Origin of the sequence: Campylobacter sp. RM16189, from assembly GCF_012978815.1 — a bacterium.
In the GTDB taxonomy this organism is placed as follows: domain Bacteria; phylum Campylobacterota; class Campylobacteria; order Campylobacterales; family Campylobacteraceae; genus Campylobacter_A.
In genome coordinates this window covers 13,107-27,038 of sequence record NZ_LIWR01000007.1, presented here as the reverse complement: position 1 = coordinate 27,038, position 13,932 = coordinate 13,107, and the positions used below count along the sequence as shown (strand labels likewise).

Below are 13,932 nucleotides of genomic sequence, written 5' to 3'. Positions count from 1 at the left end.
TTAATTTTTGCTTTGATCTACGATTTTACCTGCGCTTATCCAAGGCATCATAGCTCTTAGCTTTTTGCCGGTTTGATTTAGTAGGCTTCTTTCGGCAATTCCTCTTTCGGCATTCATCCTTACATATCCTGCTTTGCGCTCAAGGATAAAGTCTTTTGCAAATTTACCGTTTTGAATCTCTTTTAAAATTTCCTTCATAGCCTTCTTGCTATCTTCGTTTACGACTCTTGTTCCGCTTACGTAGTCGCCATACTCAGCTGTGTTTGAGATAGAGTAGCGCATATCCGCCATTCCACCTTGATACATCAGATCAACTATCAGTTTTAGCTCGTGCAAGCACTCAAAATACGCCATCTCAGGCTCATATCCTGCTTCAACCAGCGTTTCAAAGCCCGCATTTACCAAGGCGCAAAGCCCGCCGCAAAGCACTGCTTGCTCGCCAAAAAGATCGGTTTCTGTTTCATCTTTAAAAGTAGTTTCGATGATGCCTGTTCTTCCGCCTCCTATCGCACTTGCATAGCTAAGAGCAAGCTCTTTTGCTTGACCTGATGCGTTTTGCTCAACTGCGATTAGATCAGGGATACCGCCACCTTTTACAAATTCGCTTCTTACGGTGTGACCAGGAGCTTTTGGAGCTATCATTATCACATCGATTCCCTCAGGAGCTTTGATCTGTCCAAAATGCACGTTAAATCCATGCCCGAAAGCTATCGCATTGCCCTCGCTTAAATTTGGCTTGATCTCGTTATAAAAAATTTCAGCCTGCATCTCATCAGGGGTTAAAATCATAATCACATCTGCCATCTTTGAAGCCTCGCTCACGCTTTTTACCTCAAAGCCCTTAGCTTCCGCTTTCGCCCAGCTTTTTCCGCCTTTTGCAAGACCGATGACAACCTTTACTCCGCTATCTCTTAAATTTTCAGCGTGAGCGTGTCCTTGAGAGCCAAAGCCGACAACAGCGACTGTCTTACTTCTAATAAGACTTAAATCGCAATCTTTGTCATAATAAATATTTACTGCCATGTTTTCCCCTTTTTTGCCATAAATTTTGCAGATTATACACTCATACAACTCAAATATCACTGAAATAAAATAATTTTTATCATTTAAGTTTTTTAACAAGCCATTTAGTGTAAAATGCCGAAAATTAATTTAAATTTAAAGCGTGAAAATATGAATCAATCAATATATAAACACATTAAGACACTTCCACCGCTTGATGATACGGTTATTAAAATTCAAGCTATTTGTGCTGATGAAAATAGCTCTCTTGGAGATCTTGCACAGATAATAGAAAAAGACCCGATGCTTACGGCAAACATTCTTCGTTCGGCAAACTCTCCGCTTTATGGTTTTAGCCGCGAGATAACTACTATCTCAAGAGCCGTTTCACTCTTTGGAATGGCTACAATTCGCGGTTTTGCGCTGTCAAGTGCTGTAAAAAAGAGCTTTAGAATAGATCTTGATCCATACGATATCACAAGTCAGGATTTTTTAAATATATCAATAATGCAAAACGCCCTAATGTACAACTGGTATAATAAGATAAACCCTGGCGCTTTGGCTATCTTATCTCCAGCTTCATTCATGCTTGAAGTTGGTAAAATAGTACTTTCTCACGAGCTGATCGAGACCGGAAAAGCAAATGAGTTTAAACATAAACTAAAAGATATATCAAACCCATTTGATCTTGCCGAGCTTGAAAATGAAGTGCTTGACATATCAAACGAGATTGTAACTGCTAAAATTTTTGAACAGTGGAATTTGGAATCAGAGCTCGTTGATTCTATATTTTTCTCAAATTCTCCAGAAGATGCGCCTGAACATATAAAAATGTATTCAGTAGCCCTTAGAATCGTAAAAAATGCGGTAAATATCTTCCATCAGCTTGACGATGAAAGCATACAAAACACGCTTCCGTTCCTTGACGAATACGGCTTTGCTCACGATAAATTCCTAGAAGCCGTGGCTAAAGTAAAAGCTAATTTGTGAAAGAATTTTTAACCAGACTACTTGATGGATTAAGCGAAAAAGAGATTTCAAGCGATCACAAAGAGACGCTTAGAAATCTCCTAAATTTAGGCGCTATCACCTCTCACAATAACAAATTTTACCTAAACAACGGCTTTGTATGCGGCAAGCTTGATATAAGCTCAAACGGCACAGGATTTTTGATGCCCTTTGACAAGCGATTTAAGCAAGATATCCTCATAGAAAACAAAAATTTAAACAACTCTCACTACGGCGATATCGTCTTAACCAAGCTACTTCCGCTTAAGAAAAAACGCCAAAGCGCAAAGGTCGTTCTTACTTTAAAATTAGCCAACGAAACGAGCGTGGTTTATACGAAACATTTTGGGCAAGCTATTTTAGGAGTAAATTTAAAAACAGGGCTTAGCATAGCGCTAAAAGCCACTCAAAAATCGCTAAAAGCTCTGCCTATAGGCACACTGCTAAAAATCAACAATCTAAACAACGAGATAACCGAAGTCATAGGCAACATCAACGATCCTTTTTCAGATGAGAAAATTTCACTTGCGATCTATAACAAAAACGATAAATTTAGCGAAGCGAGCGAACTTGAAGCCAAGGCTTGGGGAGATAGCGTTGATGCCAGCATGTATCCAAACAGAGCTGATCTGCGTGAGCTTGAATTTTGCACGATTGATCCGATAGATGCAAAAGACTTTGACGACGCGATATATTTTGATGAGAAAAATTTAGAAATTTACGTCGCGATCGCCGATGCAAGCGAATACGTAAGCAGCTACGGAGCAATTGACAAAGAGGCTAAATCACGTGGATTTTCGATATATTTTCCACACATCGCCATACCCATGTTGCCAAGAAGCCTAAGTGAAAACATCTGCTCGCTTAAACCGAACGTAACAAGGCTTGCGTTTTGTTTCAAGATCAAACTTAATAAAAATTTAGATGTTGTTAGTGAAGAGCTCCTTGAAGCTATTATAAATTCTAAAAAGAGATTCAATTACGACGAAATCGATGAAATTTTAGAAGACAAAAGGATAAGCGAGATATCTTGGATAAAGCCGCTTTTTGAACTCACCTCAAATTTGCGCGCCAAAAGGCTTAAAAACGCATTTGACTTTAGAACAGAAGAGCTTAGAATGAGCCTTGATGATGAGGGCAAGCTGCTTGCAACTAGATTTGAGAGCGACTCAAACTCACACAGACTGGTTGAAGACTGCATGCTTTTAGCCAACAAAGCTGCGGCAAAGCTGATAGAGGGCAAAGGAGTTTTTAGAAATCACGGCACACCGGACATCAGAAAGATCGAAAATTTACTTCAGGATTTAGCCGCTCTTGGATTTGATTTCACATACGAAAGCGATTTATCCAATCTAATACGCAAAATTCAAGCCCAAGCAGATGCTATGGGCAACCGCGAAGAGATAGATAAACTGATCATAAAAGCTCAAAAAAAGGCCGAATACTCAGCTCAGAATTTAGGACACTTCGGGCTTGGGTTTGATCGCTATACTCACTTTACAAGCCCGATTCGCCGCTACTCGGATCTTACTTTGCACCGCTTGCTTAAAGCGAAAATGAAAGATGACAAAAAGCTTTTTAACTACCTGCTTTTAAATATCGAAAGTACTTGTGCGAATTTAAGCGAACTTGAGCGAGAAGCCGATAAAGTGGCATACGACTTTATGGATAGGAAATTTGCCAGATGGGCAAAAGAACGTATCGGACAGAGGTTTAAGGCTTATGTAACCGAAAATCAAAATATGCTTGTCGCAAAGCTTGACGATGAAATAAAAGGTGCAAGAATATTTTTAAACTCATATTCTGCCGAGCTACTTCAAAAACTTATCATAGAAATTACCGACGCGGACATCGCAAGCGGTGAAATTTTCGGTAGGGTAATTAAAAAAATCGATGTATAGAAGAGAGCTTGAAGGACTACTGCAAAGTCCGAAATTTCCAAATACGTTTCTGCTTTTTGGAGCGGATGAGTATCAAATAGAGCTATTTGCAAAGGAAATTTTAGCCAAATTTGAAAGGCTCAATTTACTTAGCCTTTACTACGACGAGTATGATTTTAACCTTGCTAAATCACATCTTTGCGAGCCTTCGCTTTTTGGCGACGAGGCTTTGCTCCACATAAAAAGCGACAAAAAAATCCCTTCAAAAGAGCTTAAAATTTTAATCGAAGCTTGCAAAAAAGGTGGAGCCTTTATATATGAATTTTACGAAGCGGACACAAAGATAACCTTTGATACGCAAAAAGCCTTCGGCGTAAATTTCGCTAGATTTTTTAAGCCAAATTCGCCTGATGAAGCCGTAACTCTATTGAGCAGGCAAGCGGGTAAGATAAATTTAAATATAACCAAAAACGCTCTTTTTGAGCTTTATAGAATTCACAACGAAAATTTATATTTAGCCGCAAGCGAACTAAACAAGCTTGCAAGCCTAAATGAGCCGATAAATGAAAATACGGTCAGAAATTTGGTATTTTCGCTTTCAAGCATAAGTTTTGATGATTTTTTCGACAAATTTATAAATTTAAAAGACATCAGGCAGGATTTTTTCTCATGCGCAGACGATGGAAATTTCAACGAAATATTATTTATAAATTCACTCTATAGAGCCTTTTTTAGGCTGCTTAAACTGCATAGCTTTATAAAGATAAACGGAAAATTCGATATCAAAGAAACTCTTGGTTACACACCGCCTCCAAACATAGCAAACGAGCTTAAAAGACAATGCCTAAGCATAAATTTAAATAGCTATAAAGAAATTTTTATAGCCTTAAATTTGATGGAATTTGAGATAAAGACAAACACAAAGCTTGATAAAACGCATTTCTTGCTATCCTCACTCATCTCTATGCAAAATTTAATCCATAAAAACAGCAAATATTAAGTAAAAAAAAGATAAAATCAGTCCTTGTCTTTAAACGGACATCCCCTTGCTCGCATGCGAGCTTAATACCCACAAGGAGAATTAATGAAGCATTACGAACTTTTATTCGTATTTAAGCCTACTTTGACTGAAGAAGAAGTAGGCGCAAAAGTTGATTTCATAAAAGAAATCCTTACAAAAAATGGTGCAGAGATAGCATCTTTATTGCCACTTGGTACAAGAAAACTTGCTTATACCGTTAAAAAATATGAGCGTGGTATATTCTTTGTAGTATATTTTACATCGCCTACTGCCGCTATCGCAGAAGTTGAGCGTATCATAAGAATCAATGAGGAGATCATTAAATTCTTAACTGTAAAATTCGAAAATAAAAAAGAGATAGCAGCCTGGGAAAGGCTAAGCAAAGGTATCAAACAAGGCAAAAAAGAGTCAAAAGCTAAAGCCCAAGAAATTCCGGCAGAGGAAGCTTAAGGATAAAAAATGTTTAATAAAGTGGTTTTAGTAGGAAATCTTACAAGAGATATCGAGCTTAGATACACAACATCAGGAGTTGCGATAGGAAACAGCTCTATAGCCGTTACAAGAAAATTTACAGCAAACGGTGAAAAGCGCGAAGAGACCTGCTTCATCGATATTACATTTTTTGGAAAGCAAGCCGAAATAGCAAACCAATATCTAAACAAAGGCTCAAAGCTTCTAGTAGAAGGTCGTTTGAAATTCGACCAGTGGACCGATAATAACGGACAAACAAGAAGCAAACATAGCGTAAGCGTAGAGAATATGGAGATGCTTGGCTCAGCTCAAGGACAAGGCGGATTTAATCAAAATAGTAATCAACAAGGCGGATACAGCCAAAGCGGCAGCTACGGTAATCAAAACTATAGCAACCAAGGCTACGGTCAAAACACAAATAGTTATGCAAGCAGCGGTGCAAAAACACCAAATCAGCAAAGCTACAACAGACAGTCTAGACAAGATGATTACAACGATAAAATTCAAGATATAGATGTGGACGCTGACAAGTACGACAGCGACGAAACAATACCATTTTAATTAAGGATTAGGATTTAATTATGGCAGAGAAAAGAAAATATTCAAGAAAATACTGCAAATATTGCGAAGCAAAAGTTGATTTTATAGATTATAAAGACACAACTCTTTTAAAATACTCTCTTTCAGAGCGTTTTAAAATAATGCCAAGACGTTTAACAGGCAACTGCAAAAAACACCAAGAGATGGTTGAGCAGGCTATAAAAAGAGCTAGACACGCGGCATTTATCCCATATATCGTAGATCGCGATAACGTAGTTACAAACCCTTTTGAGGGACTATAATAATTTAAAGCCCAATTAAGGGCTTTAAATTTAAGCTTCCTAACAAAATTTTCAAATTTACATTGTAGCTTTTTACAAGGGATCTCTCCCTCATAAAAAGCAATTATTATTTTAATACAAGAGCGTTTTTAAGCACATCCTCTATTGTATCAACCGCTAAAATTTTAACATCCCTCTTTACATCTTCAGGTATCTCGTTTAGATCGCGATCATAATTTTTACGAGGAATTAAAGCCGTCTTTATACCAGCCTTATGTGCAGCTATAAGCTTTTCTTTGAGCCCGCCTATAGGTAAAACTCTACCACTTAAAGTTATCTCTCCTGTCATAGCCACATCAGCCCTAACCTTTGTATCGGTAAGTATCGAAGCTATTGCAGTTACCATCGTGATTCCAGCACTTGGACCATCTTTGGGAGTCGCACCTTCTGGCACATGTATATGCAGATCAAACCTACGATACACATCGCTTGGCTCAACTTTCTTTTTATCATCTGCAAAAACAGGTATGATTTTAGTAGGCACTTTTATCTTCTTATTATCTATCAATACCTTAACGAGACTAAATGCTATGTATGCACTCTCTTTCATCACATCGCCCAAAGATCCGGTTATCTGCATAGAGCCTTTGCCTTGAATGCGAATAGCCTCTATTTTTAGAACATCTCCACCCACACTTGTCCAAGCAAGACCATTAACCTGCCCTACTTGATCTATCTTATCCGCAGGCTCTATCTCGTATACTTTTTTTTCTAAAAACTCACTCAAATTTTTAGTAGTGATATTCACTTTTTTAATACTCATATCACTTAAAAGTTTTTTTGCAACTTTTCTAAAGATATCTGCTATGCGTCTGCGTAAATTTCTTACTCCGCTCTCTCTTGTGTAATCAGATATAATTAAATTTAAGACATCTTTGCCAAAACTTACCTCGCTTGATTTTAATCCATGTTTTTTAAGTTCTTGAGGTATCAAATATTTCCTGGCTATCTCAAATTTCTCTTGTGGAGTATATGAACTAAGCTGGATAAACTCCATCCTGTCGCGTAGTGCAGGTGGGATAGAGCCAACATCGTTTGCAGTAGCCACAAATACTACCTTACTTAGATCTATATTAAAATTTAGATAGTAATCTCTAAATTTATTGTTTTGTTCCGGATCTAAAATTTCAAGTAAAACAGCCGTAGGATCACCACGAAAACTTCTGCCGACCTTATCTATCTCATCAAGCACTACGACAGGATTCATCTGCTTAGCTTCAATTAAACCCTGCACTATACGCCCCGGCATTGCTCCTATATAGGTTCTTCTATGACCTCTAAGCTCATTTACATCTTCAAGCCCACCAAGTGCTACTCGCACAAGCTCTCTTTTAAGCGCCTTTGCGATAGAGTTTGCAAGGCTGGTTTTACCCACACCCGGAGGTCCTGCAAAGCATAAAATCGCTCCGTTGTTTACCTTATCGGCAATTCCTCTAAGCTCTAAAAGCTCTCTTAGAGAGAAGTATTCCTCTATCCTCTCTTTAGGTCTGACGAGTCCGTAATGATCGGTATTTAGGTGCCTGCTAACCTCGGCTACGCTTAGCTTTTTGTTTGCAATATTTTCAAAAGGCACCTCAATAACCCAGTCAAGATAGCTCTGGATAGTATTCGCATCAGCAGAATCTGGATGCATGCGACTTAGTTTATCAATCTGCTTTTTAATCTCTTTATAAGCATCATCAGCCATGAATTTTTTCTTTTTCTCAAGTTTCTTGCGATACTCTTCTATCTCATTTTCACGGGTAGTATCGGTACCAAGCTCTTGTTGAATCTGTTTTAACTGCTCTTTTAAAAAATACTCCTTATTGACCTTGTCTATGCGAGAATGAACCTTGTTTTTTATCTCGCGCTGCAGTTTATTAGCCTCAATCTCCTCAATAATATAGTCAATTAACTTTAGGAGTTTTTGCTCCAAATTTTCCTCTGTAAAAAATTCGTAAGCAATCTGTTTTTTTAATCTAAGCGAACTAAGCACAAGGTCACATACCCTATTAACCTCTACACTTTCCTCTATAGTTTTTAATAGGTCAGGCGGGAAAAAATGGCTAAGAGCGGCCAAATCCCTAACTTTTTCCCTAAGAACGGTTACCAAAGCATCACTTTTAACAGCCGTAGGGTGCTTTTCATGGACAACTTCCACAATAGCCCTTAAAGGCTTGACACCAATTTTATTGATTATTCGACCCTTGCTTGAGCCTTGAAATAAAATTTTCACTCTGCCGTCAGGAAGCGGAACTTTTCTCATAATCGTGCCTATAACTCCTGCATCATAAATACCTTCAAAATCCCTCATTCCTTCATTTTGTGGCTTTGTCGGAGCTACTAAAATTTGACTTTGATTTTCTATAGCCAAATTTAGGGCGGCTAAATTTTCATCATCATTTAAAAATAGTGGAGTTATCATAAAAGGATATAAAAATAGCTCGTCTTCAACTATTATAGGAAGCTCAGCCGGAAAAGCTTTTGATTCATTTATTTGCAACTTTTTCTCCTATTCAAATATTTTTCTATACCAAGGAAGCTTTGGCGGTATCAAATTCGCATCCATTAGAGGCGATTCTTCGACTTTTTGTCTATAAATTTCAGCCGATTGCTCTCTTCCTGTTCTCTTATACAGATCAGCTATCTGCTCATCCAGATAAAATATGGCAAGCTGAAATTTAGTAAGCATAGTTTCAATCAAGGGTCTATACTTGGTATTTGGATATATATATAGAAATTTTTCAATCTCCGCCACGCTATCCTGCATTAGTTTTTGATTACGATTTGGTTGTGAGAACGAGTCGAAATTCGCCTTTATCTTAAGATATTGGGCAAATTCACTCTTAGGTCCATTATCGCCGTATCTTTTAATATACTCATCTAGATAAAAATTAGCTAGCAAATACTCCTCTTCGTTTGCATGAGCTTGCGACAATATTAGTAAAATTTGCTCAAGCATCGGACTTGCGACATGCTCGCTTGACATAGATGTATAATGTTTATCGGCACTTTCCAAGTCTCTATCATTAATGTCTGATATTATTTGTGTATACCACTCATCGGGTGTTAAGTTATAAAGTTCGCTGTATTTTTCAGCGCAACCGCTTAAAAATACGATCAAAATAAAAAAACTCAAAATTTTAACAAACGAGCTCATGTTATTCCTTATTTTAAGATTTAAAAAACCGTATATTTTACTACCGATTCGGTTATTTTTCGATAAATTTAGATATTTTTATATTTTATTATTCATACATTGAAATTTTTGATATAATCATAGTAAAATATTTTTAAAAATTATAGGAGATATTTATGGTATTTGAAGTAAAAAGCCCGATTTTAGGATTTGAGCATATAAAAACTATGGAGCTTATGGAGCTTGATAAATTTTTTGTAAAGCTTCAAAGTAAAGACGATAATACGTCTTTTACCATGATCAATCCTTACGCTTTAAGAAATTATGAATTTGAAATACCTACATATTACCAAGAACTTATGGATATAAACGACAATAGCGAATTAAGAGTATATAACATCATGGTTGTAAGCACCCCGATAGAGACATCTACTGTAAATTTTATGGCTCCTATCGTATGCAATATGACCAATATGACGTTATCCCAGGTGGTTTTAGATGTATATAGCTATCCATACTATAAACAAGCCGAGAAAATTTCAGATTTTATACAAAAGTAAAATTCTGCCTTTTCCCAAAAGGAGATAAAATGAAAAATTTTAAAATTCTACTGATTGCAATATTTATGCTAAAAATCAGCTTATTGGCAATAAACCATAATGACAATGATGGTTTTACTCATAGTATAATTACAATTACAGACACTGGAATTGGTCGTAACGGATACATAGACAATAATGAAGAAAAAACTTTAACAAAAAGGACAATAGACGAAATAATCGGAGGGAAAAAATCTGAAAAAAAAGTAATTTATGGAGATATAGAAACTATAGGAGCTACGGTAGTTAAAACTATAGGAAATAGCCAACAAAATTTTTACTATAATTACAACCCATGGAGTCCACTGCAGTATCCTACAGAAAAAACATCCATAACAAAAGTGGAATTTGAAAAAGAAGATAATTCATATACAACAAATTCCGCAAAAGCTACATTTAAATTCTCAGATAGAAAAGATCAAACAGGAGCAAGTATAGACAGTAAAATAACAGGAGAAAAAATAATATTCGCCAGATTATACTGGGGAGCAAGCATAGTAAAAAAATGGAGCAGAGAACAGAATAGCTATGAAAACACTATAAAAAAATACTTCGAAGATATTAAAGGGTTTAATAAGATAAAATTTGGATACCCAAACGACAGTGGTGGAATGGATTACAAAACTCTAAACGCTTTAGAAAAAGATACAAAATGGTTTGGTTCGCTTACCAACAGAGGTTTTAGATTTCAGTATCAAGCCAGCTATGATGTAACAGATATAGTTAAAAAAGCATTAGGCACAGCAGGACGAAGAACATTTAGTGCTGGAGATATAAAAGTTTATGATGGTGCTCCACCATTTATACCAGGCTTTATATCTTTATATGATCCAACTAATCCACTTAAAGGAAAATGGTATGCTGGTGTCGCCTCTCCTACTTATGGAGGATGGGCGCTTGTTATAGTATATGATTTTGGTACCACAGAAAATCATAATGTAAAGCCAAAAGGTATAAATATATACGATGGAATTAAAGTATTAACTCCTCTAGTAGGAGATGCTAGTACAGAAATGGAATTTAAAGATTTTTATACTCCAATACATGGTGATTTTGATGCGTCTTTGACAATCTTATCCTTTGGGGCGGCCAAAGAGATACCTGCTGAAAATATTCAGCTCAAAAAAAATCAAAATGATTCATACTCGGATGATGATTCAGTATATGTTGCCGGCGCAAATTCAATAAATCCAAAAGGTTCTCAGTTTAATAGTACAATTGCTAGATTTAACGAACATATGAATTCAAATAAAATATACAATGCAAGTATGGATCTAGACATATATGATATTTCTTCACTAATGGACAATGGTCAAACTCATGCATATGCAAAACTAAGCGCCAAAGTTGTTTCTCAAGGAGGTTCTTCAATGGGAGATGAAGCCACAGTAGGCTTAGTTGCATTCTCTACAGATCTATATGTGCCGAATGTATGCTATGAAGAAAAATTGTTTTATAAAAGAAAAAACGATAATGACGCAGCATTTAGAGAAGTAAGCAAATCAAGCGGATCAAAAACAATTTTAAAAAAAGATGATATTTTAAGAGTTGAGCTTAGCATAAAAAATAAAACAAACGAAAGAGTAGAAAAACTATCAATAATTGCAAGTACAGATCCTACAAGTGGAAAATATGATAATAATAGTACATATATTTACAAGTACAAACAAGGGGATTCTAGCTTTTTGTTAGGTTCGCATAATCCAGATAATACAGATCTTCAAAAAAAGATCGCAAATGGTATTAAAATAAATATAGGACAAGGAGCCAATAATAGTAATGGTGGAAAGCTTGATCCTACAGATAGTGCTTTTATCAGATACGATATAGTACTAAATGAGACTTTTAAAGAATCTACATACAAAGCATCATTTTCTAACGACGCTCTTAATCTTGAATACAATGATGGAATAATTATAAAAAAATGTGAAAAGAAAGACTACTTCTTGTCTATTTTTAATATAGCTGAATTTAAAGCGGTCAATCATAATTTTACTAAAAAAGGTGATTCGGAGCGCCTTTATACACAGCTTGCAGGAAAGGGATTTAATACCAAAATTGTCTATATGCATGAAAAACTAAAAGACAACGAAACTCCCAAAGGTCCATCTGAGGATTTAGAAGTAAGTGTTGAAGTAGTTGAGGATTGTGACAGTGACTCTATAGTGCCTAAAATAGAAGGTCTAAAATTTAATAAAAACACAGGAATGATAGAAATACCACAAGATAAACTATTGATAAATAATGTTTATCCATCATTGACATTTAGACTATCTTATATAGATCCGGCTCAAGATCCCGTTATAGACCCACAAGATCCTACCGCAACACCCAAAAAGAAGATTATAGTAAATTGTCTTTCAGATAGATTCTCTGTAAGACCAGAAAAATTTAGGATGTATAATACTTCATCTAATAGTTTTCTATCTGATGCTAATTTAAAGAATTTAATAGGAGGCAGAAACTATTCTGACACAGGAGTTGTGGCAGTATTCAAGCAAGACAATATAGCCACCGGATATACTAGAGATTTACAAACAGAATCTATCGAAATAGCTCCAGGCAAGGGCTCTATATCAAATATAGTCCAGCTAGCGCCAAATCCAAATGAGATATGCATAAATAATATAAATTCTAGTGTGTTATCAGAAATAACAGGTCACAAAATAAGAGCTGATTTTAATGAGGGTAAAGCAAATTTTTATAAATCAGGTGCAATAAATTTCTCTTACCCAGACATAGGTCCTGCAAAACTCACACTACAAGACTCATCCTTTACACTTGTAGACCGAGTCTCTGGCGACTGTATAGCCGATAGTGATTCAACTACCCCAAATGCGGAAGGAAAGATAGGTTGTGATATCAAATCGACTTTTAACTTTACTTTCCTGCCTAATGACATATTTATAGATAACGTCACTGTTTCAAATTTCGAAAACAATATGACATATACTTCAAGCGATTCAGGAATGTATGCTAGAGTATTGTTTGATACAAAAGCAAGAATTGATGATGCGGCGAAAAGTATAGCCAAACTATATACAAGAAGCTGCTATGCCAATAATGTAAATTTTACATTAGATATAGATCAACTAATACCTGAATATAAAATAGGCAACAATGGAAAAGATATAACAAATATAGCCGAATTAAAAAATGATCTTTTATTTTTTGATGATACAACCAATTTAAATATTAGAAAAACGATAACGGGTACTGGCAACACTGGGCAATATCAAATATTAAATACAGCCTTTAGTGATTCTACAGCGATCGCAAGCGGAGAAGTAAGGTTTAATTTTGATAAAAATATTACAAGCCCAAGGAATCCTTTTGCCGTAAATAGCAATATATTTACTTTTAATAATATATCAGATACAAATGGAGTAGCTGGCGCAATATATTCAAAACCAAGCAATGAAACTAATGCTGATTTTTATTATGGTAGAGTATATGCCACTAAAGGCAAGGGTCCTAAGAAAGGGTTTGATCACAATGTATATTTTGGCGTATACTGCAATCTTTGTGATACGGATAAATACACTATAGCAAAAAATGCCGAATTATTTCCGGATCAAACCAATTGGTTTGTCAATAAAGAACACGATGATATAAACATGGGAGAAGTCAAAAACTATAAACCAAATTCTCCTTCTACGAATGTATCCGTAACAAAATCCGTGCAAGATGGTATTGAAAAAATATTTTTATCAAGCTCTATTCCGGGTTCTGATACTATAAAGATGGAAGCCTCGTCTTGGCTTTTGTTTAATCAAGTAGATAGCAATGCAAAGACAAATGATTTTATAGTAGAATTTACGGATGGTACCGTATGGGGAGGACAATCTCTAAATAAAAAAGGCGAAAATAAAGCCGGCGTAGGTTCCGTAATAGGCGGAAGCAAATTAGAGGACATACCAAGCCAAACAAATAGAAGGCTGGAATGGTAATA

At 35.9% G+C, this 13,932-nt stretch carries 11 protein-coding genes; 8 read left to right on the top strand and 3 right to left on the bottom strand.

Annotated features, from left to right (window positions below; genetic code table 11):
- Positions 1 to 1,023: a ketol-acid reductoisomerase gene (ilvC, locus tag CDOM16189_RS06290; protein ID WP_170000860.1), complete on the bottom strand. Its 1,023-nt coding sequence runs from the start codon at positions 1,021 to 1,023 to the stop codon at positions 1 to 3.
- A gap of 150 nt (positions 1,024 to 1,173) precedes the next feature.
- On the opposite strand from ilvC, the gene CDOM16189_RS06285 reads away from it, so the two are divergent.
- The 6 genes from CDOM16189_RS06285 to rpsR all read left to right on the top strand — a co-directional run bounded on the left by CDOM16189_RS06285 (position 1,174) and on the right by rpsR (position 6,224).
- Positions 1,174 to 1,992 (top strand): HDOD domain-containing protein, encoded by an 819-nt coding sequence (locus CDOM16189_RS06285; RefSeq protein ID WP_170000859.1) that lies wholly within the window; start codon positions 1,174 to 1,176, stop codon positions 1,990 to 1,992.
- Positions 1,989 to 3,911, top strand: a complete 1,923-nt coding sequence (locus CDOM16189_RS06280; RefSeq protein WP_170000858.1) for an RNB domain-containing ribonuclease — start codon at positions 1,989 to 1,991, stop codon at positions 3,909 to 3,911. Before CDOM16189_RS06285 ends, CDOM16189_RS06280 begins: the two co-directional genes overlap by 4 nt.
- Complete coding sequence (gene holA, locus CDOM16189_RS06275) at positions 3,904 to 4,890, top strand: DNA polymerase III subunit delta (protein WP_169974864.1); 987 nt, start codon at positions 3,904 to 3,906, stop codon at positions 4,888 to 4,890. Before CDOM16189_RS06280 ends, holA begins: the two co-directional genes overlap by 8 nt.
- An 84-nt stretch (positions 4,891 to 4,974) precedes the next feature.
- Positions 4,975 to 5,361 carry a 30S ribosomal protein S6 gene (gene rpsF, locus CDOM16189_RS06270; protein WP_169974862.1) on the top strand — a complete coding sequence of 129 codons (387 nt, stop codon included), beginning with the start codon at positions 4,975 to 4,977 and terminating at the stop codon, positions 5,359 to 5,361.
- A gap of 9 nt (positions 5,362 to 5,370) precedes the next feature.
- Complete coding sequence (locus CDOM16189_RS06265) at positions 5,371 to 5,943, top strand: single-stranded DNA-binding protein (protein ID WP_169974860.1); 573 nt, start codon at positions 5,371 to 5,373, stop codon at positions 5,941 to 5,943.
- A gap of 20 nt (positions 5,944 to 5,963) precedes the next feature.
- Entirely contained in the window at positions 5,964 to 6,224 is a 261-nt protein-coding gene (rpsR, locus tag CDOM16189_RS06260; protein WP_169942306.1) for a 30S ribosomal protein S18, read from the top strand.
- A 106-nt stretch (positions 6,225 to 6,330) separates the two neighbouring features.
- Here rpsR and lon read toward each other — a convergent pair whose 3' ends face one another.
- Both lon and CDOM16189_RS06250 read right to left on the bottom strand, forming a co-directional pair.
- Complete coding sequence (gene lon / locus CDOM16189_RS06255; protein WP_169974858.1) at positions 6,331 to 8,745, bottom strand: endopeptidase La; 2,415 nt, start codon at positions 8,743 to 8,745, stop codon at positions 6,331 to 6,333.
- Positions 8,746 to 8,754: 9 nt separating this feature from the next.
- Positions 8,755 to 9,402, bottom strand: coding sequence for an outer membrane protein assembly factor BamD (locus tag CDOM16189_RS06250; RefSeq protein ID WP_169974856.1), 648 nt, complete (start codon positions 9,400 to 9,402; stop codon positions 8,755 to 8,757).
- Between the two features lie 155 nt (positions 9,403 to 9,557).
- Between CDOM16189_RS06250 and fliW the strand changes: the two genes are divergently transcribed.
- A complete protein-coding gene (gene fliW, locus CDOM16189_RS06245; RefSeq protein ID WP_169974854.1) occupies positions 9,558 to 9,941 on the top strand; it encodes a flagellar assembly protein FliW in 384 nt (127 codons plus the stop codon).
- Between the two features lie 29 nt (positions 9,942 to 9,970).
- The gene (locus tag CDOM16189_RS06240; protein ID WP_170000857.1) at positions 9,971 to 13,930 is read left to right on the top strand and encodes a hypothetical protein; all 3,960 of its coding nucleotides are present in this window, start codon (positions 9,971 to 9,973) and stop codon (positions 13,928 to 13,930) included.
- Positions 13,931 to 13,932 lie beyond the last annotated feature (2 nt).

Bases quoted from the DNA above. Each gene is read 5' to 3' on its own strand.
- ilvC (WP_170000860.1), bottom strand. From the start codon at position 1,023: ATGGCAGTAAATATTTATTATGACAAAGATTGCGATTTAAGTCTTATT.
- CDOM16189_RS06285 (WP_170000859.1), top strand. From the start codon at position 1,174: ATGAATCAATCAATATATAAACACATTAAGACACTTCCACCGCTTGAT.
- holA (WP_169974864.1), top strand. From the start codon at position 3,904: ATGTATAGAAGAGAGCTTGAAGGACTACTGCAAAGTCCGAAATTTCCA.
- rpsF (WP_169974862.1), top strand. From the start codon at position 4,975: ATGAAGCATTACGAACTTTTATTCGTATTTAAGCCTACTTTGACTGAA.
- CDOM16189_RS06265 (WP_169974860.1), top strand. From the start codon at position 5,371: ATGTTTAATAAAGTGGTTTTAGTAGGAAATCTTACAAGAGATATCGAG.
- rpsR (WP_169942306.1), top strand. From the start codon at position 5,964: ATGGCAGAGAAAAGAAAATATTCAAGAAAATACTGCAAATATTGCGAA.
- CDOM16189_RS06250 (WP_169974856.1), bottom strand. From the start codon at position 9,402: ATGAGCTCGTTTGTTAAAATTTTGAGTTTTTTTATTTTGATCGTATTT.
- fliW (WP_169974854.1), top strand. From the start codon at position 9,558: ATGGTATTTGAAGTAAAAAGCCCGATTTTAGGATTTGAGCATATAAAA.
- CDOM16189_RS06240 (WP_170000857.1), top strand. From the start codon at position 9,971: ATGAAAAATTTTAAAATTCTACTGATTGCAATATTTATGCTAAAAATC.